This is a genomic window from Nocardia sp. NPDC049935, from assembly GCF_055586645.1.
Genome location: NZ_JBVJHV010000006.1, coordinates 397,327 through 419,248 on the forward strand (window position 1 = coordinate 397,327; position 21,922 = coordinate 419,248).

A 21,922-nucleotide genomic window follows, 5' to 3' on the forward strand; every position below is an offset into this window, starting at 1 on the left:
ATAGTCTCCTCAAGGGTGCGAACACGCCACGTGCCTGCCCAGACATGGGACGTTCTCCGGTACAGTGCACTCATGTTCTCCACAGATGGGATCGATGCGATCGGACGGGCGGGCCGGTGACCAGTCCGAGCGAAGAACCGGCCTGGAAGCAGCGCGCCGTCGAGCGCTCCATTCGCACTGCCAAATTACGCGCCGAACAGCGAGTGCAGCGCTTCCTCGATGCCGCCCAGGCGATCATCACCGAGAAGGGCACCACCGATTTCACGGTCCAGGAGGTCGTGGATCGGTCGAAGCAGTCCTTGCGCAGCTTCTACCTGCAGTTCGACGGTAAGCACGAACTTCTGCTGGCCTTGTTCGAGGATGCCCTGAGCCGCACCGCGGACCAGATCCGGGCCGCCGTGGCGGGTAAGGACAATGCGCTGGACCGGCTGCAGCTCGCCGTGGAACTGCTGTACGAACTGTGCCGCCCGGACCCCACCGCCCAGCGCCCGCTGTTCACCGATTTCGCGCCGCAACTGCTGGTGAGCCACCCGGCACAGGTGAAGGTGGCGCACGCGCCGCTGGTCACGCTGTTCACGGAGCTGATGATCGACGCCGACGAGGCCGGACTGCTGCGCGCGGAACTCAATCCGCGGCGGATGGCGGCCATGGTCATGCAGACGGTCATGTTCACGGCCCAGTCCAACGGCGGGATCGACGACGAGACGGCCTACCCGATCTCGGCCGAGGAGATCTGGGAGTTCTGCGCGCGCGGATTCAGCCGGCAGAAATAGGGGAGAATAGCGTTCTCCAAATCAGAGATACAGGTTTACACTCGCTGTATGCCTGATCTCTGGACCGATCTACTCTCCTGCATGGACCTCCGCCTGCGCCCGTCCACGCCGCATACCGGTGACGACGACGTCCCGGAGCCGGACCCGCAGGCCACCCTCTCGGTGTTCGAGGGCCCCAATCAGCAGCTGGAGTATCACCGGCTCTTCGGTGGCCAGCTGCTGGCGCAGTTCCTGCGCGCCGCGGTTTTCGCGTGCCCGGACAAGACCGTCAAATCGATCCACGTGATCTTCGCGCGCGAGGGTAAGAGCGACGCCCCGGTCTACTACGTGGTGCAGCCGCAGCACCGCGGCCGCTCGTTCGCCACCCTGACCATCGTCGCGCGCCAGAAGGGCGATGTGATCGCGACCGCGCTGGTGTCCATGACGGCGATGGAGGACGGCCGCGAGAACCAGGAGATCGCCCCGGTACCGGCGGTACCCGGCGCCGACCGGCAGATCGAGATCGGCCTGATCCCCTGGGAGACACGGTCACTCACCGATCTGAACGACAAGGCCGCCGGCCCCGCCGAATACGACCTGTGGATGCGCACCCCGCAGGTCGGCGAGGAACTGGCGCCCGGCCTGGTCGCCTACGCCACGGACCTGAACGTAATCGGCACGGTGCTGCGCCCGGTGGAGGGGTTCGATCACAGCGGCAACGGTACCGAGTTCACCTCGGCCACCACCTCGCACACCCTCTGGTTCCATCGGCCCTTCCGCAGCGACGATTGGCTGTTGCTGCGGCACGAGGGCCTGGTCATGGCCCACGGCCGCGCCTTCGGACGCGGCGACGTGCTCACCGCCGACGGCACCCTCGTGGCGTCGTTCGCCCAGGAAGCCCTGCTGCGCTTCCGCCCCTGACCCGCCCCGGTCCCCGCACTACGGACAGAGAGCCCGATGGACCCGAATCCCCTGACCTCCCCCACCGCCCTGGACTCCGCCGCGGGTCTCCGGGTGGCGCAGTGGGCGACCGGCACCATCGGCGCCCGGGCCCTGCGCGCGATCACCACACATCCGGAACTCACCCTGGCGGGTCTGTATTCGCACAGCCCGGACAAACACGGTCGCGACGCCGCCGAACTGTGCGGTCTGGACAGCCCGACCGGTATCCGGGCCACCGGCGATATCGGCGAAATCCTGCGTGATCCGCCGGATTGCGTGCTGTACATGCCGCAGACCCCCGATATCGACGAGATCTGCCGGATCCTGGCGGCCGGTACGAATATCGTCACCACCTGCGGCCTGTTCCACCATCCGGGCAGTATGGACCCCGAGGTCCGGGCCCGGGTGGAGGCGGCCTGCGCCGGCGGCGGCACCTCGATCCACAGCACCGGCAGCAGCCCCGGTTTCATCACCGAGGCCGTTCCCCTGGTCCTGTCGTCGATCCAGCGGCGCCTGGATCTGCTCACCATCTCCGAGTACGCCGACCTGTCCCGCCGCGATTCGCCCGCGATCCTTTTCGACATCATGGGATTCGGCAGTCCACCGGCCGATTTCGCCCAGTGGCGGCTCGACCATCTGCGCAACAGCTTCGGGCCGTCGCTGCGCCTGCTCGCCGACGGGATCGGGCTGCCACTCGACGAGGTCACCGCGACCGGCGAAGTGGCCACCGCCGGGCATACCTTCGAGATCGCGGCGGGCACCATTCCCGCGGGAACCGTGGCGGCCCAGCGCATCACGATCACCGGCGTCCGGCAGGACCGGGACGTGGTGCGTTTCCAGGCCGTCTGGCACTGCGGCGCGGATGCCGAGACCGGCTGGGACATCCGTCCCACGGGCTGGCACATCTCGGTCGAGGGCGATGCGCCACTGGAGATCGATATGGTCTTCCCGTTCCCGCTCGACCGGATGGCCGAGCATTCCCCCGCCTACACCGCCAACCGCGCCGTGAACGCCGTCCGCCACGTCTGCGCGGCGCCGCCGGGTATCCGCACGGTGCTGGATCTGCCGCCGATCACCGCGACCCTGGGATGACCATGAACGACCACGAGGCGCTGCGCAGCCTGAAAGGGCGCTACTTCCGCACCATGGACACCAAGGACTGGGACGGTTTCCGCCGGGTGTTCCACGATGACGTCGTCATCGATGTCTCCGGTTCGGGCGGGGAGGTCATCACCGGCGCCGACGCCTTCCTGGCCTTCCTCACCGAGCGGATCGGCGCGGTGATCACCGTGCACCACGGTCATACGCCGGAACTCGAGGTGACCTCCGAAACCGAGGCCACCGGCATCTGGGCCATGGAGGACCGGCTCATCTGGCCGGACGGAAGCCGGCTACACGGTTTCGGCCACTACCACGAGACCTATGTGAAGACCGGCGGGCACTGGCTCATCCGCTCGTCCCGGCTGACCCGGCTGCATATGGACTTCCGGCCCGCCGACGGTTCCTGACCGTCCGCTGCGACGGTAGCCCGCCCGGTACGACACCCGGGCGGGCTTCCGCGTACCCGCGGGTCGGCGCATCGTAGATTCACCGGGATCTCCGGTCGACGCGTCTGTGTGATGTCACAAATCCGGGCCGGAAATATAGGTGCCACAGGCGAAAACGACTCGCCGGAGCCGTTCACCGCGCCCGATCGACCGTTCACCGCAGAACTCCGCACGTCCACCGACGCCAGTAACCCGGATACCGCCGCCGTCTGTGGCACTCGCTACGTTCTACGAGCGATGTCGTACACCTCACAGACGTCGCCGACATTCCGCCACACCTCGGCGGGTCTCCGAGCGCCGGAATCCGGCGTCCCCGCCGATCCGGCGGCCGACCGGTCACGGGGTACCCAGCATCCCGATTCCCGGCCTCCGGCACGCGCACTGCTCGCCGATACCCGACACCCGAAAGTTCCACTGATGCCCCACCTTTCGCGCCGGTCCCTGCTGACCGGTCTCACCGTCGGCGGCGCCGCCCTCGCCGGCACCCGGCTTCCGCACGCCCGGGCCCAGGCCGCGCCGCAGGGCGGTAGCGTTCCGCTCACCCGGGAAGAGCATCGCGTCGTCGTGATCGGGTCCGGGTTCGGCGGCGGGGTGAGCGCGCTGCGGCTGGCGCAGGCCGGGGTGCCGGTCACCGTGCTCGAACGGGGGCTGCGCTGGCCCACCGGACCCGATTCCGAGACCTTCCCGCGCGCGACGGCGCCGGACAAGCGGCTGCTGTGGTGCCGCTCCAGCCCCAACCTCTTCGGCCAGCCCATGCTGTTCGAGCCCTACACCGGCCTGGTCGAGGCCGTGCAGGGCACCAATATGACCGCGTTGTGCGCGGCCGGTCTCGGCGGCGGATCCCTCGTCTACCAGGGCATGTCGCTACAACCCACCGAAGCGGTGTTCAACACCCATTTCCCGCAGGAACTGGACTGGGCGCTGATGGACCGGGTGCACTACCCGCGCGTGGCGAAGATGCTCGGCCTGGCCGAGGCTCCCGACGAACTGATCGCGTCCGACAACTACCGGGTGGCCCGGCTGTTCGCCGATCGCGCCCGCGCCGCGGGTCTGCCCGTATCGAAGATCCCGATGCCCATCGACTGGGACTACGCCCTGGCCGAGCTGCGCGGCGAGATGAAGCCCTCCTACACCAACGGCGACGGGGCCATGGGTGTCAACAACGGCGGGAAACATACCGTCGACGTCACCTATATCGCCGCCGCCGAGGCCACCGGACGGGTCCGGGTGGAAACCCTGCACGAGGTCACCGATGTCGAACGGGCGCCCGACGGCCGCTGGATCGTGCACGTCCGGCGGCTCGACACCACCGGCGCCGTGGTCGAGCACAAGATCCTGACCACCACCGCGCTGATCATGGCCGCCGGAAGCCTCAATACGACCCGGCTGCTGGTCCGCGCCGCCGCCAAGGACCTCATCCGCGATCTGCCCGACGGTCTGGGCGGCGGCTGGGGCACCAACGCCGACCGGATCTACGTGTGGACCGACCCGTCCGCCGAATTCGGCGCGCCCCAGGGCGGCCCGGTCGTCTACGGCAGCAAGAACTGGGACGATCCGCGTTCCGCCTTCACTGTCATCCAGGCATCCATCCCACCGCTGTCGCTGGACCCGCGCAGCACCATCATGGTCGGCTACGGCGTCAGCACCGGCCGGGGCACCTTCACCTACGACGCCGCCCGCGACGACGCCGTCCTGCACTGGCCCGCCGACGGTGACAGCGGTATCCAGAACAACCACATCGACCCCACCGTGCGCAGGATCGCCGGACCCGACGGCATACTGCTCGACACCAACGCCCTGTTTCCTTCCACCTGGCATCCGCTCGGCGGTGCGAGTATGGGTCCGGTCTGCGATCTCGACGGCCGCGTCCACGGCCAGCCCGGCCTCTACGTCCTCGACGGCGCTCTCATGCCCGGTAACACCGCGGCCTGCAATCCGTCGATGACCATCGCCGCCGTGGCCGAACGCGCGCTCGACAATATCGTGGCCCGCGATATCGACAGCCTCATCTGAAAGGTGACTCGATGCCGATAACCGAGGATTCCGGCTCCCCCGGCCGCCGGTCGACGGCCGCTCCGGCAGCCCTGGGCGCGGCGGTGACCGCGGCCGTGGTGGCGGCGACCGTGCTGACCGGTACCGCCGGAGCACAACCCGGCGATCCCGGCTGCGGCGGCGACCGTTTCGTCGCGTCGTGGACGGCGAGCCCGACCGACTCCCTGACCCCGGTGGACGCCGCCGGCACTCCGGTGCCGCTCGCCGTCGACGATCAGACCTTCCGCATGGTCGTCACACCGCATATCGGCGGAACCCGGGTCCGGCTGCATCTGACGAACCGGTTCGGGCAGGGCCCGGTCACCTTCGCCGAGGTCACCGTGGGCGAACAGACGGAGGGGGCGGCCGCGACCGGTATCCGCGCGGTCACCTTCGGCGATGACCGGTCGGTCACCGTACCGGCGGGCGGCGATATCGTCAGCGACCCACTGCCGTTCCCGGTGACCGCCGCGCGGCCGCTGGCCGTCAGTATTCATATCGGCGGTCCGGCGGGCCCGCCCACCAAGCACTGGAACGCCAACGCGACCTCCTATTACGCGCCGCCGGGCAGCGGAAACCTCACCGGACACCCGGAACCCGACCGTTTCGAGGCGCAGACCGGATCGTGGTTCTACGTGCACGCGCTGGACGTGCTCGCGCCCGCGGGCACCCATACCGTGGTCGCGTTCGGCGATTCCATCACCGACGGTTTCGTGGGCAGTACGCCCGTGGGTGTACCGGTCGACCGCGCGGTCTCCGATACCGACAGCCGCTACCCGGATTTCCTGCAGCGCCGGCTCGATGCCGCGGGGATCCCGGTCTCCGTGGTCAACGCCGGAATCGGCAGCAACCGGGTGGTCACCGGGGGTGAGCCGCTGCTGTTCGGGCCCAGCGCGGTCGCCCGGTTCGAACGCGACGCGCTGAACCAGGCGGGCGTCAGCGGCGTGCTGGTACAGGAGGGGATCAACGATCTCGGGCTGCCGCCGCCCGCGACCGCCGCCCAGGTGATCGCCGGTTACGAACAGCTGATCGACGCCGCCCGCCGTGCCGGGAAGAGGATCTGGCTCGGCACCCTGCTGCCCGCCTCGGATGCCGTGGTCGACGGCGTCCTGCTCACTCCGGACAGCGAACGGCACCGGCAGGAGATCAACGCCTGGATCCGCACCCAGCGCCGCACCGACGGTGTCGTGGATTTCGATGCCGCGCTGCGGGATCCGGAGAACCCCTCGGTACTGCGGCGCGATCTGTCGAGCCCGGACCGCCTGCACCCCAACCCGGCGGGTTATCGCGCGATGGCCGATGCCGTCGAACTCGCCATGATCGCCGGGAACCCGGGCTGCTGACACCGGCGGACCCGGCTCCCTCGCGTGCGGGCCGGGTTCCGGCCGCTCAGTAACATCGTTATCATGGTGGGGATGGTTCGCTCGCGCCCGGCCGAGCCGAGCCCGCGAGCCGGCGGCGCACGAAGTCGCGTCCCCGGTTCTCGCGATAGATTGCGGAGGGGAACGACCGTGGAACCGAACACCGAGGTCGGCAGGGCGGCGGCGCACCGGCTGCGCCGGCAGTTCGCCGGCCTGACCGCGCATACCGTCGACGGCGCGACGATTCTGGCGGAGTTCATGGATCCACCGGCCGATCCCCGAAGTATCCGGTCCAGGCTCGCCGCGGCCAGTAGCGCCGGGGCCAGGGACGCCCGAGCCCTGCGCGCGACGGCCGCCGCCGAAGGGGCGGCCCTGCCCCGCCGGGCGGATCTGTACCGCCTGGCCTATCTGCTCGAATTCACCGTCGAGCATATGGAGGTCGCCGGCGAGTGCGCGGCCACGCACGACATCATCGCGCTGCCCGACGAACTGCTCATCGCCCTCGAGGCGATCCAGGACTGCACGCGCGCGGCGCACCGATTCGTGGGCACCACCCTCGGCGATCGTCGCGCGCGCGACCGGATCGCGGTATCGGCGCCGGCCGAGTTCGCCGCGAGCACCTCCACCGGCCCGTTCCGGGCAGCCACGGGAGCCTCGGGTTTCGACCTGGCCATCGAGGAGATCGGCGAGGGTATCGGTCACGTCGCCCGCTGCCTGGGTCAGGTCGCCAAACTCCTGCCGGTGGTCGACACACTGGCCTGATCGCCGCCCGCCACGGCTCCGGCGGGCCGGCGCACGACGAGCGAACCGGACACACCGGCACCCGGATGGCCTAGTCTCGAGGATCCCGGAGGCAACCGCGAAGGATCCGACCACCATGAAGCGCCGCAACGAAGTCGCACCGGCGGAGCACATCGTCATCGTCGTCCAGGAGATGCTGGAGTCGCAGGGCTACGCCGCTGTGCAACTCCGCGAGGTCGCGCGCCGCGCCCACGTCTCCCTGGCGACCGTGTACAAATGCTTCGCCACCCGCGACGAGCTCATCGTCACCGCGGTCGAGCGGTGGATGGCGGCCCACAATTTCTCCCCCACCGCCCCCGCGCCGGCCGGCGAATCGCCGCGGTCCGGGCTGGTACGCATCCTCCGGCATATCCTCGCGCCCTGGGAAACCCATCCGCATATGCTCGAGGCCTACCACCGGGCCCGGTCGGGCCCGGGCGGCCGCAGACTCGACGAACGGGCGATCCGCGAGGTACTTCCGGCGGTCTCCGCGCTGTTCGCGGGTTCGGACCCCGACTATGTCTCCGATGTGGGACTGATCCTGTCCAATATGATCTACGCGCTGATCGGCCGGTACGTCGACGGCGCCCTCGAGGTCACCGATATCCTGCCCGCGCTGGAACGCACCGTGATCCGGCTGACGAGCGATAACAAGGCGCCGAGCGGACCCGGTGCCGAGGAGCCGCCGCGTTCCGGCGCGGTTGTCGACGCCTCCCTGGCGGGCCCCTACGGGCCCGGCGACCGCCGGTCAGGGTAGTACCGCGCGCACCGACCCGGTACGCGCGGCGGCGATCGGTTCCGCCGGGGATCGTCCACCGGCCCCGGCGGAACCGTTCACGCTCACGGCGCGGCGACCTCGAGCACCGTCGCCGAACCCATACCGCCGCCCGCGCACATCGCGACGATCGCCAGACCGCCGCCGCGGCGGCGCAGCTCGTGGATCGTGGTGACGATCATGCGGGCGCCGGTGGCCGCCACCGGATGCCCGAGCGAGCAGCCGCTGCCGTTCACATTCACCAGCTCGGGGTTCAGGTCCAAGGCCCGGATGGCCGCGATCGGCACGGACGCGAAGGCCTCGTTGATCTCGAACAGTTTCACCTCACCGAGCGAGATCCCCGCCTTCCGGGCGGCCTTGGTGATGGCCTCGATGGGCGCCAGGCCGGTATCGGCGGGATCGACTCCCACCGAGGCCCAGGACCGGATGGTCGCCAGCGCCGGCAATCCCAGTTCGTCACTCGCGACCGTGAGCAGCGCCGCGCCGTCGTTGGCGCCGGCGGCGTTGCCCGCGGTGATCGAGAAGCCCTCGATCTCGGGATGCAGCACCTTCAGCGACGCCAGCTTCTCCAGCGTCGTGGTGCGCCGTGGATGTTCGTCCACCGCGAACTGCCCGAAGGGGGTGTCGATGGGCACCACCTCATCGGCGAAGCGGCCCTCGTCGATCGCCGCGATCGCGTTCCGGTGCGAGCGCAGCGCCCAGGCGTCCAGCTCCTCGCGCGAGATCCCCGATTTCACCGCCGCGTTCCAGCCGACCGTGATCGACATATCCAGGTTCGGCGCGTCCGGCCGGTCCGGATGCGAGGGCGAGGTCCACGGATCGACCCATTCGTCGGGGCCCACCCGGAACCGGGATTTGGGTGCGGTGGAATCGGCGTTCACTCCGCCGGCCAGTACCAGCCGGTCCATTCCGGACCGGATACCGGCCGCCGCGGTCTGCACAGCGGCCATTCCGGCCGCGCAGTGCCGGTTGTGCGCCAGGCCCGGCACTCCGGTGAGCCCGGCGGTGACGGCCGCGTGCCGCGCGATCACACCGCCGCCGTACCGGCCCTCACCCAGGATCAGGTCGTCGATGGGGGCATCGGTTTCCAGCTGTTTGGTGGTCGATTCGACCACGTGGTGAGCAAGGTCGAATGCGGTGGTCTCGCGCAGGGTTCCCTTCACGGCGGTCCCGATCGGGGTGCGCAGCGCGGATACGATCACGGCTTCAGGCATCAGTTCACTCCAGTTTCCGCCACGTCGACGATCTTGCCTATATACATGAGAATAGTATTCTCTCAATCTGAGAGCGAGAATCGCAAGAGAGGGTAGCGCTATGCAGATCGAAGGTAGTTCGGCGATCGTCGTCGGCGGCACGGGCGGGCTCGGCGAAGCGACCGTCCGCCGTCTGCATGCCGCGGGCGCGAAGGTCGTGGTGGCCGATGTGGCCGACGACAAGGGCAAGGAACTGTCCGACGAGCTCGGTATCCGCTATGTGCACACCGACGCAACCAGCGAGGAGTCGGTGCGGGCGGCTATCGAGGAGGCGAAATCCCTCGGACCGCTGCGTATTTCGGTCGACACCCACGGCGGCCCGGCGGCCGGCGGCCGGCTGGTCGGCAAGGACGGCTCCCCGCTGCCGCTCGACGGGTTCCGCACCACCATCGAGTTCTATCTGATCGCGGTGTTCAACGTGATGCGGATGTCGGCCGCGGCGATCGCCGAATCCGAACCCACCGAAGAGGGGGGACGCGGGGTCATCGTCAACACCGCCTCGGTGGCCGGCTACGAGGGCCAGATCGGCCAGCTCCCCTACTCCGCCGCCAAGGGCGGCGTGATCGGCATGACCCTCGTCGCGGCCCGCGACCTGTCCCCGCTCGGGATCCGGGTGGTGACCATCGCGCCGGGCACCTTCAACACCCCGGCCTACGGTAAGGCCGCCGACCAGCTCGAACAGTACTGGTCCCCGCAGATCCCGTTCCCCAAGCGGATGGGCCGGTCGCCGGAGTACGGGCAGCTGGTGCAGTCGATCGTGGAGAACGACTACCTCAACGGCGAGGTCATCCGCCTCGACGGCGCGCTGCGCTTCCCGCCGAAGTAGCCGGACCGGTTCCCCGCTCACCACACGGTGAGCGGGCCGGGCCGGCGGAAGGCCGGGCGGTGTTCATGCCGACGGCAGGCCGGCCCGCTGCCGGAGCCGATGCAATTCCCAGAGCGCCATCGCGATGACCACCACCGCGCCCAGCAGCAGAACCGACAGCGGGTAGACGGTTCGCAGGACCTCCCGGCGGCCGTACCGGTCGACGATATCGAGCCACAGCGGGAGCCTCCAGACGCCCAGCGCCGCCAGTACAACGAGGGCGATCGCGCCGAATACCGCGCGCAGACAGGCGAATCGGCGATAGGCCAGCGCCACGTGATAGTCCGCCCACCGCGCGTTGGGCGAGGTGTCGAGATGGGTGGTATCGCCCTCCAGTTGCCGGATCTCGGCCAGCGCGTAGGCCACCGACCGGTCCAGCGAGTCCCGCCCCTCCAGCCCCTCGGGCCATTCCGCCCGGACCTTCACGAGTGCGTCGAGTCGCTCGTACGGCGCCCTGCGGGCCCGCCCGGACGCGTACCGGCCGCCGGTCCACGCGGCGAGCACGATCGCCAGCGGGGCGGCGACGGTCAGGACGTCCCTCCACCACGAACCGGACGGAACCGGGACGGCTTCCGCGGTAAGCCAGTCGACCACGAGCCGATCCTCCCACTCCCGCACCCCCGCCGGTGCTGGTTCGGCAAACCCGAGTAAACCACCTTGGATAGACTGGTTTACTTCCACTTTCGCTAGTCAGCAACTTTTTGGCATCCGATTCGTGCCGCGCCGGGTATCACGTCACCGCCCCGAGACCCCTGCCCCGCATCTGCCACCGCCACACCTCGGACCCGTTTCCCGCAGGGCTTCGATAAGTTATTCATCATTCTGTTGATTTCATCATCAGAAGCTGGCCATATAGGCGATTATGTAATCGGAAATACTCGCTCTATCACCGGATCGGACCGGGCTGCGGGCGAGCACTCCGACGATTGGAGACCCGCCTATGAGCACCACACTCCCGGCGCTCGGCCGAGAGCACGCCGAAATCGTGCGCGCGACACTGCCCCTGATCGGGGCGCATATCGACGAGATCACCGAGGTGTTCTACCGCGAACTCTTCGACCACCACCCCGAACTGGGACGCGACCTGTTCAACCGCGCCGATCAGGCCGTGGGCTCCCAGCCCCGCGCATTGGCCGCGTCGATCGCGCGCTTCGCCGCGCGCCTGATCGACCCCGCCGCCCCGCAGCCGGACTCCATGCTGGCCCGGATCGGCCACAAACACGTCTCACTGGGAGTCACCGCCGGACAGTACGAGGTCGTGCACGAGCACTTGTTCGCCGCGATCGTCACCGTGCTCGGCGCCGAGGTGGTCACCGAACCCGTCGCCGCCGCCTGGGACCGGGTCTACTGGCTGATGGCCGAAGTGCTCATCGAACAGGAGAACCGGCTCTACGCGCGGGCCGGGACCGCACCCGGCGCGGTATTCCGGGAGGCCGTCGTGGTGGCCCGCGACGAGGATCCGTCCGGCGTGGCGGTATTCACGGTGGAATCCGCCGACCCGGACCGGCCGCTTCCCGGATTCGCACCCGGACAGTACATCTCGGTGGCCGGACGACTGCCCGACGGCGCCCGTCAGCTGCGGCAGTACAGCCTGGTGGGCCCGGCCGGGGGCGGGCGGCTGATATTCGCGGTCAAACGCGTCGACGGTGAGCCGGGGCTGCCGGCCGGTGAGGTGTCGACCCGGCTGTACCGGCATCTCTCGCCGGGTGACGCGCTCACCCTCACCCTGCCCGCCGGAGAGGTCACGGTCGATCCCGCGGCCACGACCGCGCTGGTCCTGATCTCCGCCGGGATCGGGATCGCGCCGATGATCGGCATCCTGGAGGCGCTGGCGATCCACAGCCCGGGCCGGCAGGTGCTCCTGGCCCACGCCGACCGCGCCCCGCATGCCGTCCCACTGCGCGCTCGGCTGCTCGAACTGGTTCCGCGGTTACCCGCCCTGACGCTGGAATTCCACTACAGCGAACAGGGCACGGGTGCGCACTTCGCGGTGAATCCCGGGGCACTCGACCTGCCCGCGGAGGCCGATTTCCTGCTCTGCGGCCCCACCGGGTTCCTGACCACCGTGCGTGCGGCGTTGTGCGAGCACGGTATTCCGGAAACCCGGATCCGCACCGAACAGTTCACCCCGACCGACTGGCGCGACGGCACCGCCTGACCCGCACCGCGACCTATCCGGATCGCACCGCCACCGCGTCGACCTCGAACCGCATCTCGGGCAGGGCGAGCGCGGCGACCCCCAGCAGGGTCTGCGCGGGCGGTCGGTCGCCCCAGATCCCCGCGATCACGCGGCCGAGGATCTCGAGTTTGCCCACCTCGTGGTCGACGATATAGGTGCGCAGCGAAGCGACATCGGCGTAGCCGAGGCCGACCGCGGCGAGGGCGATTCCCAGGTTCGCGAAGGCCGCCTCGACCTGCCCGGCGAAATCCGCACGGGTCGGGTGGCCTTCGGCGCCGGAATCGTATTGTCCGGCGATGAGCACCAGCTCACCCTGGGTCCGGGCGATATGGCTGTAGCCGAACGGCACCGGATCGTGCAGTCCGGGCGGGTTGATGATCTCGATCGCCATGGTGGCACTCCGTTCTCGGCAGATGTCGTTCCGACATGACGACGAAACGACCGGGGCCACTGTGACAACCCGCCCGCCGGCGGCTTATTTCTTCCCGGAGGTGAGCCGGGTGATGGTCGCCTGGAAATCGTCGGTCTGGAACGACTGGTACTCCGCGGTGAGGGCGTAGTCCAGGGTGGTGAGAACAGCTTTCTCGAGCTGCATGTTCAGTACCCGTTTGGTGGCCTCCACGGCCTGGCGGGGCATTTCGGCGATCCGCTTCGCACAGGCCAGCGCTTCGGCCATCGGATCGGCGACCACGTGATTGGCCAGGCCCATCTCGCGGGCGCGTTCGGCGGAGATCCGCGCGCCGGTGAGGGCGTATTCCTTGGCCAGCAGCAGGCTGGTGTGCAGCGGCCAGGTCAGCGGACCGCCGTCGGCGGCCACCAGGCCCACCTGGACGTGCGGATCGGCGAGATAGGCGTGCTCGGCGATATAGACGATATCGCTGAGCGAGACGAGACTGCAGCCCAGACCGACGGCCGGACCGTTGACCGCCGTCACCACCGGCACCCGGCAGCGGGCCATCCCGAGGACGATATCGCGCCCGTGCGCGATGGTCTTCTCCCGCAGCGCCGTATCCCGGCCCAGCTCTTCCAGGTAGGTGAAATCACCACCGGCCGAGAACGCCTTACCGGCGCCGGTGAGCACCACCGCCCGCACCTCGGGATCCTCCGACAGCCGCGGCCACAGCCGCGCCAGCCCCGAGTGCAGCGCGTCGTCGACCGCGTTGAGGGCATCGGGCCGGTTCAGCGTCACGATGCGCAGCACGCCTTCGGCCCGGACGTCGATTTCCGCGGGCATATCGTACATTTCAGACTCCCAATCCGAGGATCCGCGAGGCGATGATGTTCTTCTGGATCTGCGAGGTCCCGCCCATCACGCTCTGCGCGCGGCTGTAGAGGTAGGCGCCGAACATCTCGGTATCGGCGGTACCCGCGACGGTGAGCGCGGCATGCCCGACCGATTGGTCCACCCAGGTCATGAGCAGTTTGTCCAGCGACCCCTGCGGCCCGTGGACCACACCGTCGAGCTGTTCGGACAGCCGCCGCCGCACATGCAGGCGCAGCATCTCCGACTGCACGGCCGCCCAGGCGAGGTCGCCGGGCAGCGGCCCGTCCACCCGCGCGGCCAGCTGGCGCACGAGTTTGCCGTACCGGGCGGCGTAGCCGAGGGTCGAGGGTTCGCGTTCGTGCCCGACCACCGTCATCGCCAGTTTCCAGCCCTCGCCGGGCGCGCCCACCATCTGATCGGCGGGTACCCGCGCCCCGTCGAAGAGGACCTGCCCGAATTCGGTGGTCACCCCGCTCATCATCTCCAGCGGGCGCTGCTCGACGCCGGGTTGTTTCATCGACAGCACGAACGCCGAGATCCCCTTGTGCCGCGGCGCGTCCGGATCGGTGCGGGCCAGCAGCAGGCACCAGTCCGCCACATCCGAGTAGCTGGTCCAGATCTTGTGCCCGTGGATGACGTAGTCGTCACCGTCACGGGTGGCGGTGGTGGTGAGCGAGGCGAGGTCGGAACCGGCGCCGGGTTCGCTGAAGCCCTGGCACCAGCGCTGGCTGCCGTCGATCATCCCGGGCAGGAAGCGGCGGCACAGGTCGGGGCTCGCGTGATGGCCCAGACCCTGGATCAGATAACCGAGGCTCGGCCGGGGCGGGGCGCCGGCGATGGCCAGTTCCTCGTCGAGGATCACATCGAAAACCGGTGTGAGTTCCTGGCCGCCGTACTCCTTCGGCCAGGACAGCCCGAAGAAGCCGGCCTGGTACAACTCGGCATGCCATTCGCCCTGCCGGGCCCAGTACTCGTCACCCGAGGTCGGGTATTTGCCGGCGATATCGGCGAGCCAGCCGCGCAGCCGCTCCCGGAACGCGGCCTCCTCCGGGGAATCACGAAAGTCCAAGGCCGGCCTCCTCCAATCGGACGGGAAACAGTTCGGTGGACACCAGGGCCCGCCGCAGATACACGTGGGCCAGACATTCCCAGGTGTTGCCGATACCGCCGTGCACCTGGATCGCGGTCTCGCACACGGTGCGGGTGGCGCGGGCGGCGTAGATCTTGGCGATCCGCGCGGCCTGCAGCGCTTCGGCGGGGTCGAGTTCGTCGACCGCCCACGCGGCATGCCAGAGCACACTGATCGATCCTTCGATCAGCGCCTCGCTCTCGGCCAGCAGATGCGCGACGGCCTGATAGGAGCCGATCGTCTTGCCGTACTGGGCGCGCATTTTCGCGTACTCGACCGCGAGCCGCTGCGCGCCCCGCGCGGTGCCCACCAGATCGGCGCAGGTCGCGGTCAGCGCGAGCGCGTGCCAGCGGTGGCGGTGCCGGTCGGAGATATCGCCACGCGACTCCCAGGGCCCCTCCGCGACGGCGCCGGCGCGGGTGAGGTCGGCGCCCGGCGCCGGCCCGGCGACCCGGCCGGCGAGCAGCGTACTGCCGTCGAGGCGCAGCACCCGCTCGCAGCCGGTCGCGTCGACGGCGATACCGTCCACCGCGACCGTCCACAGCGCGGTCTCACCGTCGGCGCGCCCGTGCAGATCGTCGGCGAGAATCGGGCCGAGGAACGGCACATCCACCAGACCCCGGCCGAACTCCTCGGCCACCAGCGCCACCTCGACGCCGGTGGCGCCGTCGGAGCGCAGTTCGCGGAACCCGGTGCCGGATACCGCCTTCTCCAGCCGGGCCCGGCGGGTGGCGTCCGCCAGATCCAGCACCGACCCGGGCCCGAGTTCATCGGCCAGTTCGGCCGCCGCGTCCCGGAGTTGGCGTTGTTCACTCGTCAGCCGGACGTCCATAACGCTCCTTCAGCACTCGCCGCAGCACCTTGCCCGAGGGCAGGCGCGGGATCTCGTCCACGAACAGCACCCGGTGCAGGCGCTTGTAACCGGCCAGCCGCTCGTGTACGAGCGTCGTCAGTTCCTCGGCGGTCACGGGCGAGGCGGTCGCGACGGCCGCCACGATGGCCTCGCCGTTGGCGCCGTCGGGCACCCCGAACACCGCGCAGTCCGCGACCGCGTCGTGCCCGTGCAGGACGGCCTCGATTTCCGCGGGCGCCACCTGGAACCCGCGGACCTTGATCATTTCCTTGGACCGGTCGGTGAGCCGGATCCAGCCGTCCCCGTCCACATTTCCCACATCGCCGGTGCGGTACCAGCCGTCGTCGAGCGCGCCCGCGGTCGCCGAATCGGGCAGATACCCGGCCATCAGCGAATCGGCCCGCAGCTGGATCTCCCCGTCCTCGCCGGGCGCCACCGGTTCTCCGTTGTCGAGCGACACCACCCGGACCCGCACGCCCGGTACGGCCTTACCCACGCTGTCGAGCCGCGGACCGTCGATCGGATTACAGGCGATCACGGGGAGTTCGCTCGCCCCGTAGGCCGGCAACCAGGTGACACCGGTCCGCCGGGTGACCGTCTCCGCCACGCTGGGCGTCACCGGTGTCGCGCCCCACATGATGTAGCGCAGCGAGGACAGGTCGTAGGACTCGAGGCCGGGATGCTGGGCGATGGCCAGCGCGATCGGCGCCACCGCCATCTCCACCGTGATCTTGTCGGCCTCGATGGTGCGCAGCACCCGCTCGAGGTCGAACCGGCGGTGCAGGCGCAGCCAGGATCCGCATTCCAGCGCGGTGATGATATTGAGGATGCCGAGGATATGCGAGGGCGGAGTTGCCACCTGGATCCGGTCACCGGGGCCCAGCCCGAGGGCCACGCGCCAGTGCTCCACCGCGACCGCGAAGGACGCGTGGGTGTGGCGGACCGCCTTGGGCAATCCGGTGGTGCCCGAACTGAAGACGAGGACCGCGTCGCTACCGGGGTCCGGCGGGTCGAAGGTCCGGGTGACGGCGGGCACCGGTTCGTCGAGCGACAGCATATCCGTGAGCTCGCCCAGCACCGGATGATCGCCGAGGGCGTGCTCGGCGCCGGTGATCTCGAGCGCATGCGCGACCTCGGCCTGTTTCCAGGCCGGGCTCAGCAGCACCACCGCCGCGCCCAGCCGCCAGACGGCCAGTACCGCACTCACGAATTCCGGTCGGTTGGACGACATCAGCGCCACCCGCTGCCCCGGCCGGACCCCTCGGCCCGCCAGCAGTTCGGCCAGACCGTCCGCCGTCGCATCCAGTTCGGCGCGGGTGTACTCGCGGTCCTCGAAGGCGAGCACTGTGGGACCTGTCATCTGCGTCCCCCGATCCGGTAGCACTTCATCGCTGTTCCTATCCGAATTTGAGAATACTATTCTCGCTTGGATAGAATCTTAATACCAGAAGGAGGCGACCATGGCGAGACCACCGTTGTTCCGGCGCGCGAAGGTGATCCGGATCGTCAAGGAGACACCGGACACCCGCACCTTCGTGCTGGAACCGGAGGACGGGCCGTTCTCCTACCAGGCCGGGCAGTTCTGCACGTTCAAGTTCACCGTCGACGGCAAACCGTTCTTCCGGTCGTACTCGATGTCGAGCGCGCCCGAGACCGACACCGAGTTCATGACCACCGTCAAACGGGTTCCCGGCGGCACGGTGTCGAACTGGATGCACGACAACCTCAGCGAAGGCGACGAGGTCGAACTGACGGTGCCCACCGGACGGTTCTGCCTGCGTGAGGCCGAGGTCCCCCTGCTCGGCTTTTCCGGCGGCAGCGGTATCACCCCGATCATCTCGCTGGCCAAGAGCACCCTGGCCACCACCGGCCGCAGCGTCCGCCTGCTCTGCGCCGACCGCGACCGCCCCTCCGCGATCTTCGAGGCCGCCCTCGACGAACTCGTCGCGAAGTATCCGGGCCGCTTGACGGTGCTCCGGCACCGCGACGACGAACACGGTTACGTCGACGCCGCCAAGGTACTCGAGTTCGTCGGCTCCGATACCGCCGGCGACGCCTATATCTGCGGGCCGGAACCGTTCATGGAACTGGTCGAGAACGCACTACCGGGACCGGGCCGGATCTTCTCGGAGCGCTTCGGCGCCGCCACCCCCGCCAAACCCGCCGACACCGCCCCGGCCCCCGCCCACACCGCGGAGCGGCAGGGCGCACCCGCCGGCGCCGTGACCCCGGCCGACGCACCGGCGGCGGCGCCCGCCACCGCCGAAGAAGAAGGCACGATCACGATCTTCCTGAACCGGAAGAAGAAGTCGGTTCCCCGGCGCGACGGCGAAACCCTGCTCGAGAGCGCCCGCCGAGCCGGGCTGACCCCGCCGTTCTCCTGCGAATCCGGTAACTGCGCCACCTGCATGGCCAAACTCACCGACGGCAAGGCCACCATGCGGATCAACGACGCGCTCACCGACGACGACCTCGAGGAGGGCTACATCCTCACCTGCCAGGCCGTCCCCGACACCCCCTCGGTGACCGTGCGCTACGAATAGGCTCTCGCCCCGTTCCCATCCACATCGGCTGGCCGGAGTCGGCCTTCTGACGCGGATCAGCCGGCGGCCTGGGCCTTGCCCCACAACACCAGCGCCCAGCCCAGGCACGCGAACGCCACGGTGCTCGTCACGGTGCGGACGATATTCCAGGCCACCCACCGGGCCTCCTGGAAATCGGCCCGGACCGCCGCGGGGTCGGCCATCTCGGCCGGCGCTCCCGCGGCCTTCAGCGCGTCGTTGAGCGGCAGGTGCACGGCGACGGTGATCACTACCGCCGCCAGATAGAGCACCGCGGCGGCCGCGGTCCAGGCGAGCACCGAGCCGCGACCGCCACCGATCTGCAGCACCGCCGCCAGCACCGAGAGCACCAGCGCGCCCATGAAGGTCAGCAGGAACAGCGGATTCACGATGGCGCGGTCGATGGCCTGGAAGGAACCGATGAATGTCCGGTCGTCGGTGGTCCGCAGGCCGGGCATGATCGCCAGCGCGTAGATCCCGAAGACTCCGGCCATCAGGCCGGTCGCCAGGGTCGCCGCGAGCAGCGTGACCGAGCGGAGTCCGTCGAGCATGACATCACCTCGTCCGAGTAGATCCCGAATGCCTCGAACGAGGCGTCCACTCGCTACGCGATCCGCGACCGAGCAGAGTCACCGTACCGGCGGCCGGAAAACACCACCAGCCCTGGGACGACACAGAGGTGCACACCTGGATGTGCTCACTCCCGGCCGTCCAGAATCTCGCGCAACCGGCGCGCGAATTCCTCCGGCTGACCCGCGTACCCGAATTCCCCGTCGGCGAAGCCACCATGATGACTCGGGAACACCGCCGCCTGCCCACCCAGCAGAGCCGCCGTCGCCACCGCGGTACGCCCGGTGAACGCCTCCCCCGTTTCGACCCCCACGGCGACGACCACGCGAGTACCTGCCGCGGCCAGCGCGCTCGGGTCGGGGCGGTAGCTGCTGACCGCCCAGGATCGATCCGACAGCAGCGGGTCGTCTCGGGAGCCGTCGTCCTCGGCGGGCATCCCGAACATGGCCGGATCGGGGGCGGGCTGCGCGAAGTACTCGTCGGTGAACTCACCCTGCCACGAGGTCATGGCGACGAAGGCCGCCATCCCGGTACCGAACCCTTTCGCCCGGTAGGCGTCCGTTACCGCCGCGCGGGCCCGTTCGGCGGCCCCCGCATCGGGCAGGACCGGGATCAGGGGCGGTTCATGCGCCACCAGGGCGACCACGTCGTCGGGGTAGGCCACCACGAGCGCGAGCGCGGTCACCGCACCGCCGCTGCTGGCGAACATCTCCACCGGTCCGGCCCCGAGCGCTTCGATGATGGCGTGAACGTCCCCGGCCTGCACTTCCGGTGTCTGATCGACGCGGCCGTCCTTGCGGACGCTGCGCCCGATCCCCCGCGGGTCGTAGGTGACGACGGTGCGGTCCGGAAACTGCGCGGCGAGCGCACGGAAACCGGCGGCCTCCATCGGCTGCCCGATCATGAACAGCGGCGGCTTCCCTCCGGCCGTGGGCAGCGGTCCGTGCACGTCGTAGACGAGATCGGCACCGGCGGTCTCGAGCGTATGTGTCGACATACCGGTACAGACGCCTTCCGCACGGATAATTCATCGCATCCGCCGCGGGCCTTCAGGCGAAGCCGCGGAACACACCGTCCGGGTCGGCGGCGTCGGCGAAGTCCTGGAAATCCATATTGGCGATGGACAGATTGTTTTCGATACCCCACATCTCCGAGGGGAGTATCCGGACCGTCCGGCCGCGTTCGTGACCGGTCTCCTCCGGTCCGGTGTCGACGGCGAGGATCGGATGTTCGGGGTCGCCGAGAGTGACGGCGTCGGCGAAGAAGGCGAAGTAGGTCGGCCGGTCGCCGATCCTCTCGAGCAGCGCATCGACGGATAATCCGTCGTTCTCGCGATTGTCGATACAGGTCAGAGAGGCAACGAACTCGGCCTCCTCACCCACGCCCGGAGCCATCGCCAATGCCGCCACCAACCGCCACGCATCGTCGTCGTCGAAATCGGTCCGGACGAACAGCGACGCATCGTCGTCGAGGAAGTCGTCCAGCCTGCGCCCTGTGCCGAGCGCTCCGGTGAGCTCCGCCTCCGCCCGCGCCGCGGCATCGGCCGGGATATCCGCGGGGTCCGGCCCGTCACCGTCCGGCGAAACGACAGAGGCGATAACCCGTTCACAGTCGACCGGGGACAGTGGGATACCGCTGCGGATCTCGAACGTCCAGGGACCGAGCACCTCTCGGTGAGCGACCGGGGTATCCCGCAGCGTGGGGTCCGGCTCGGGTTCGCCGGTATCGGTGGGCCACTGGCGCACGGTGAACGACATTCGGCGATGGTAGGGCACCCCGCCGACACCCGGCAGAGCCCGCAGGATTCGCTCGAAGTCATGTACCGACCGCCGGCTGAACTCTGGATCCTCGCGCTCGAGCAGACCGGCAGCCTGCGCTTCGACCTCAAACCTCTGACGATCCTTCTCCTCCATCACCCGGCTCGGCACCAGCACCCAGTTTCGGTGAGAGGTATCGAACAACCAGTCGACCTGGCGGTCGTCGGCTTCGACGATGCGGCGTAGCGTGCCCTCGAATTCTTCCGGTCGAGGCTCGGAGAACCGCCAGACCACGAGCGGCGGCCTGGCTGTACCGTCGTCGCCGATTCCCCCCGAGTGGCGATACCATTCCACATTTCCGAAGTTCTTCAGGAGCGCAATCAGATCGCGCGATCTCATTTACCCCACCACCCTGCTCGCGCCCATGGCCGCCCGGCAATCTCTCCGGCCCCCGGTCGTCGATCTCGGCAGGGTGGTCCAGGTGCCCGGCAGCGATCCGGGCAGAGGTCATCGCGATCGGTCCGACCGGTCATGGGCACCACCTACCATTCGACCATGTCCCCGCCCTGGATCGACCGGCCAGACCTCCCGGAGTACATGACCTGGGAAGAACTGGAGCGGCTACCGGACGAGGTAGCGGACCGGATCGAACTCTGGGACGGACGGGTCGTGTGGGTGCGGCCCAGACGACGTGAGCACCAGAAGTTCACCCGGCGGTTGGTCAACGAGTTCGAGCGCTGCGCGCGTGAGCGCATGTCCGCTCGATCCGACCGCTGCTGGGAGGTCGAGTCGGAAACCAACGTGTTTCTGGGTCTCAGCGGAAAGTCGGACTTCCTGACCCCGGACTTTCTCGTCCACCGATGCATACCGCCGTACCAGGACGTACGCGCCGCCGACACGATGCTGGTGGGCGAGGTGCTCTCCCCCTCGAATACCCAATCCGATGTCGAGGCCAAGAAGAGCCGCTACGCCGCCGCGGGCATCCCCTAGGAGGTCACGCTGCGGCCGGCGATCAGCGCCATCGCGACCATCCGAGCCTATGGTTTGGAAACAGGGGTCGCCACGTTGCCGGAGGGCGTGCGGCCGCTGCATCGGCCCGACTACCGCTTGGTGGGCGAATGGACACCCGCCGACGGGACAGAGGTGGCGTTCGAATATCCGTTCCCGATCGCAATCCCCTGGGCCTCGCTCGCCTTCTGAGCGGCCGGGCCCAGTACCCAGCAGGCGGAAAATACGGGCGATCGTTTTCGGCAGGATCCTGCCGAAATCTGGACCTCATGGGAGGTCACAAGCAAACCTCGCG

Annotated in this window: 23 protein-coding genes; 13 read left to right on the plus strand and 10 right to left on the minus strand. The window is 69.0% G+C overall.

The genetic code is table 11. The features are described from left to right. The first annotated feature begins 116 nt into the window (after window positions 1–116). The 8 genes from ACZ6SF_RS24175 to ACZ6SF_RS24210 all read left to right on the plus strand — a co-directional run bounded on the left by ACZ6SF_RS24175 (window position 117) and on the right by ACZ6SF_RS24210 (window position 8,170). The gene (locus ACZ6SF_RS24175; RefSeq protein WP_466064701.1) at window positions 117–773 is read left to right on the plus strand and encodes a TetR/AcrR family transcriptional regulator; all 657 of its coding nucleotides are present in this window, start codon (window positions 117–119) and stop codon (window positions 771–773) included. A 48-nt stretch (window positions 774–821) separates the two neighbouring features. Next, window positions 822–1,673, plus strand: a complete 852-nt coding sequence (locus ACZ6SF_RS24180) for an acyl-CoA thioesterase (protein WP_466064702.1) — start codon at window positions 822–824, stop codon at window positions 1,671–1,673. 36 nt (window positions 1,674–1,709) lie between these two features. Then, window positions 1,710–2,786, plus strand: a complete 1,077-nt coding sequence (locus tag ACZ6SF_RS24185) for an NAD(P)H-dependent amine dehydrogenase family protein (RefSeq protein WP_466064704.1) — start codon at window positions 1,710–1,712, stop codon at window positions 2,784–2,786. Between the two features lie 2 nt (window positions 2,787–2,788). After that, entirely contained in the window at window positions 2,789–3,202 is a 414-nt protein-coding gene (locus ACZ6SF_RS24190) for a nuclear transport factor 2 family protein (protein WP_466064706.1), read from the plus strand. Between the two features lie 456 nt (window positions 3,203–3,658). Further along, complete coding sequence (locus tag ACZ6SF_RS24195; protein WP_466064708.1) at window positions 3,659–5,254, plus strand: GMC oxidoreductase; 1,596 nt, start codon at window positions 3,659–3,661, stop codon at window positions 5,252–5,254. An 11-nt stretch (window positions 5,255–5,265) separates the two neighbouring features. Further along, window positions 5,266–6,615, plus strand: coding sequence for a GDSL-type esterase/lipase family protein (locus tag ACZ6SF_RS24200; protein WP_466064710.1), 1,350 nt, complete (start codon window positions 5,266–5,268; stop codon window positions 6,613–6,615). 168 nt (window positions 6,616–6,783) lie between these two features. Continuing rightward, window positions 6,784–7,395 (plus strand): hypothetical protein, encoded by a 612-nt coding sequence (locus tag ACZ6SF_RS24205; RefSeq protein WP_466064712.1) that lies wholly within the window; start codon window positions 6,784–6,786, stop codon window positions 7,393–7,395. 115 nt (window positions 7,396–7,510) lie between these two features. Beyond that, complete coding sequence (locus ACZ6SF_RS24210) at window positions 7,511–8,170, plus strand: TetR/AcrR family transcriptional regulator (RefSeq protein WP_466064714.1); 660 nt, start codon at window positions 7,511–7,513, stop codon at window positions 8,168–8,170. An 83-nt stretch (window positions 8,171–8,253) separates the two neighbouring features. Here the strand turns inward: ACZ6SF_RS24210 and ACZ6SF_RS24215 are convergent, their stop codons facing one another. Beyond that, window positions 8,254–9,402, minus strand: a complete 1,149-nt coding sequence (locus ACZ6SF_RS24215) for a thiolase family protein (RefSeq protein ID WP_466064716.1) — start codon at window positions 9,400–9,402, stop codon at window positions 8,254–8,256. A gap of 100 nt (window positions 9,403–9,502) precedes the next feature. Between ACZ6SF_RS24215 and ACZ6SF_RS24220 the strand changes: the two genes are divergently transcribed. Further along, entirely contained in the window at window positions 9,503–10,267 is a 765-nt protein-coding gene (locus tag ACZ6SF_RS24220) for an SDR family NAD(P)-dependent oxidoreductase (RefSeq protein WP_357422369.1), read from the plus strand. Between the two features lie 63 nt (window positions 10,268–10,330). Here ACZ6SF_RS24220 and ACZ6SF_RS24225 read toward each other — a convergent pair whose 3' ends face one another. After that, window positions 10,331–10,900 (minus strand): hypothetical protein, encoded by a 570-nt coding sequence (locus tag ACZ6SF_RS24225; RefSeq protein ID WP_466064717.1) that lies wholly within the window; start codon window positions 10,898–10,900, stop codon window positions 10,331–10,333. Window positions 10,901–11,246: 346 nt separating this feature from the next. Here ACZ6SF_RS24225 and ACZ6SF_RS24230 point away from each other — a divergent pair, with 346 nt between their 5' ends. Then, window positions 11,247–12,464 (plus strand): NO-inducible flavohemoprotein, encoded by a 1,218-nt coding sequence (locus ACZ6SF_RS24230; RefSeq protein WP_466064719.1) that lies wholly within the window; start codon window positions 11,247–11,249, stop codon window positions 12,462–12,464. A 13-nt stretch (window positions 12,465–12,477) separates the two neighbouring features. Here ACZ6SF_RS24230 and ACZ6SF_RS24235 read toward each other — a convergent pair whose 3' ends face one another. The 5 genes from ACZ6SF_RS24235 to ACZ6SF_RS24255 form a co-directional block, all read right to left on the minus strand. Further along, complete coding sequence (locus ACZ6SF_RS24235) at window positions 12,478–12,876, minus strand: RidA family protein (RefSeq protein WP_466064721.1); 399 nt, start codon at window positions 12,874–12,876, stop codon at window positions 12,478–12,480. Window positions 12,877–12,960: 84 nt separating this feature from the next. Next, on the minus strand, window positions 12,961–13,728 hold the full coding sequence (locus tag ACZ6SF_RS24240) for an enoyl-CoA hydratase/isomerase family protein (RefSeq protein WP_466064723.1): 768 nt from the start codon (window positions 13,726–13,728) through the stop codon (window positions 12,961–12,963). Window position 13,729: 1 nt separating this feature from the next. Continuing rightward, complete coding sequence (locus tag ACZ6SF_RS24245) at window positions 13,730–14,818, minus strand: acyl-CoA dehydrogenase family protein (RefSeq protein ID WP_466064724.1); 1,089 nt, start codon at window positions 14,816–14,818, stop codon at window positions 13,730–13,732. Beyond that, window positions 14,805–15,710 carry an acyl-CoA dehydrogenase family protein gene (locus tag ACZ6SF_RS24250; protein WP_466064726.1) on the minus strand — a complete coding sequence of 302 codons (906 nt, stop codon included), beginning with the start codon at window positions 15,708–15,710 and terminating at the stop codon, window positions 14,805–14,807. Before ACZ6SF_RS24250 ends, ACZ6SF_RS24245 begins: the two co-directional genes overlap by 14 nt. Further along, entirely contained in the window at window positions 15,688–17,091 is a 1,404-nt protein-coding gene (locus ACZ6SF_RS24255) for a class I adenylate-forming enzyme family protein (protein ID WP_466064727.1), read from the minus strand. Before ACZ6SF_RS24255 ends, ACZ6SF_RS24250 begins: the two co-directional genes overlap by 23 nt. A gap of 100 nt (window positions 17,092–17,191) precedes the next feature. On the opposite strand from ACZ6SF_RS24255, the gene ACZ6SF_RS24260 reads away from it, so the two are divergent. Next, window positions 17,192–18,274, plus strand: a complete 1,083-nt coding sequence (locus ACZ6SF_RS24260; RefSeq protein WP_466064728.1) for a 2Fe-2S iron-sulfur cluster-binding protein — start codon at window positions 17,192–17,194, stop codon at window positions 18,272–18,274. Between the two features lie 56 nt (window positions 18,275–18,330). Here ACZ6SF_RS24260 and ACZ6SF_RS24265 read toward each other — a convergent pair whose 3' ends face one another. From ACZ6SF_RS24265 to ACZ6SF_RS24275, 3 genes are all read right to left on the minus strand, one after another. Next, the gene (locus ACZ6SF_RS24265) at window positions 18,331–18,843 is read right to left on the minus strand and encodes an anthrone oxygenase family protein (protein WP_449995985.1); all 513 of its coding nucleotides are present in this window, start codon (window positions 18,841–18,843) and stop codon (window positions 18,331–18,333) included. A 146-nt stretch (window positions 18,844–18,989) separates the two neighbouring features. Beyond that, entirely contained in the window at window positions 18,990–19,859 is an 870-nt protein-coding gene (locus ACZ6SF_RS24270) for an alpha/beta fold hydrolase (RefSeq protein ID WP_466064731.1), read from the minus strand. Between the two features lie 52 nt (window positions 19,860–19,911). Then, window positions 19,912–20,619 carry a DUF6924 domain-containing protein gene (locus tag ACZ6SF_RS24275; RefSeq protein ID WP_466064733.1) on the minus strand — a complete coding sequence of 236 codons (708 nt, stop codon included), beginning with the start codon at window positions 20,617–20,619 and terminating at the stop codon, window positions 19,912–19,914. A gap of 6 nt (window positions 20,620–20,625) precedes the next feature. On the opposite strand from ACZ6SF_RS24275, the gene ACZ6SF_RS24280 reads away from it, so the two are divergent. Together ACZ6SF_RS24280 and ACZ6SF_RS24285 are read left to right on the plus strand one after the other, a co-directional pair. Continuing rightward, the gene (locus tag ACZ6SF_RS24280) at window positions 20,626–20,865 is read left to right on the plus strand and encodes a hypothetical protein (protein ID WP_466064734.1); all 240 of its coding nucleotides are present in this window, start codon (window positions 20,626–20,628) and stop codon (window positions 20,863–20,865) included. Window positions 20,866–21,174: 309 nt separating this feature from the next. Continuing rightward, the gene (locus ACZ6SF_RS24285) at window positions 21,175–21,609 is read left to right on the plus strand and encodes a Uma2 family endonuclease (RefSeq protein ID WP_466064736.1); all 435 of its coding nucleotides are present in this window, start codon (window positions 21,175–21,177) and stop codon (window positions 21,607–21,609) included. Window positions 21,610–21,922 lie beyond the last annotated feature (313 nt).

Coding starts and splice junctions, on each gene's coding strand:
- ACZ6SF_RS24255 (WP_466064727.1), bottom strand. CDS start 17,091: ATGACAGGTCCCACAGTGCTCGCCTTCGAGGACCGCGAGTACACCCGC.
- ACZ6SF_RS24195 (WP_466064708.1), top strand. CDS start 3,659: ATGCCCCACCTTTCGCGCCGGTCCCTGCTGACCGGTCTCACCGTCGGC.
- ACZ6SF_RS24210 (WP_466064714.1), top strand. CDS start 7,511: ATGAAGCGCCGCAACGAAGTCGCACCGGCGGAGCACATCGTCATCGTC.
- ACZ6SF_RS24180 (WP_466064702.1), top strand. CDS start 822: ATGCCTGATCTCTGGACCGATCTACTCTCCTGCATGGACCTCCGCCTG.
- ACZ6SF_RS24220 (WP_357422369.1), top strand. CDS start 9,503: ATGCAGATCGAAGGTAGTTCGGCGATCGTCGTCGGCGGCACGGGCGGG.
- ACZ6SF_RS24280 (WP_466064734.1), top strand. CDS start 20,626: ATGGTAGGGCACCCCGCCGACACCCGGCAGAGCCCGCAGGATTCGCTC.
- ACZ6SF_RS24190 (WP_466064706.1), top strand. CDS start 2,789: ATGAACGACCACGAGGCGCTGCGCAGCCTGAAAGGGCGCTACTTCCGC.
- ACZ6SF_RS24185 (WP_466064704.1), top strand. CDS start 1,710: ATGGACCCGAATCCCCTGACCTCCCCCACCGCCCTGGACTCCGCCGCG.
- ACZ6SF_RS24230 (WP_466064719.1), top strand. CDS start 11,247: ATGAGCACCACACTCCCGGCGCTCGGCCGAGAGCACGCCGAAATCGTG.
- ACZ6SF_RS24260 (WP_466064728.1), top strand. CDS start 17,192: ATGGCGAGACCACCGTTGTTCCGGCGCGCGAAGGTGATCCGGATCGTC.
- ACZ6SF_RS24240 (WP_466064723.1), bottom strand. CDS start 13,728: ATGTACGATATGCCCGCGGAAATCGACGTCCGGGCCGAAGGCGTGCTG.
- ACZ6SF_RS24285 (WP_466064736.1), top strand. CDS start 21,175: ATGTCCCCGCCCTGGATCGACCGGCCAGACCTCCCGGAGTACATGACC.
- ACZ6SF_RS24270 (WP_466064731.1), bottom strand. CDS start 19,859: ATGTCGACACATACGCTCGAGACCGCCGGTGCCGATCTCGTCTACGAC.
- ACZ6SF_RS24200 (WP_466064710.1), top strand. CDS start 5,266: ATGCCGATAACCGAGGATTCCGGCTCCCCCGGCCGCCGGTCGACGGCC.
- ACZ6SF_RS24215 (WP_466064716.1), bottom strand. CDS start 9,402: ATGCCTGAAGCCGTGATCGTATCCGCGCTGCGCACCCCGATCGGGACC.
- ACZ6SF_RS24275 (WP_466064733.1), bottom strand. CDS start 20,619: ATGTCGTTCACCGTGCGCCAGTGGCCCACCGATACCGGCGAACCCGAG.
- ACZ6SF_RS24235 (WP_466064721.1), bottom strand. CDS start 12,876: ATGGCGATCGAGATCATCAACCCGCCCGGACTGCACGATCCGGTGCCG.
- ACZ6SF_RS24265 (WP_449995985.1), bottom strand. CDS start 18,843: ATGCTCGACGGACTCCGCTCGGTCACGCTGCTCGCGGCGACCCTGGCG.
- ACZ6SF_RS24250 (WP_466064726.1), bottom strand. CDS start 15,710: ATGGACGTCCGGCTGACGAGTGAACAACGCCAACTCCGGGACGCGGCG.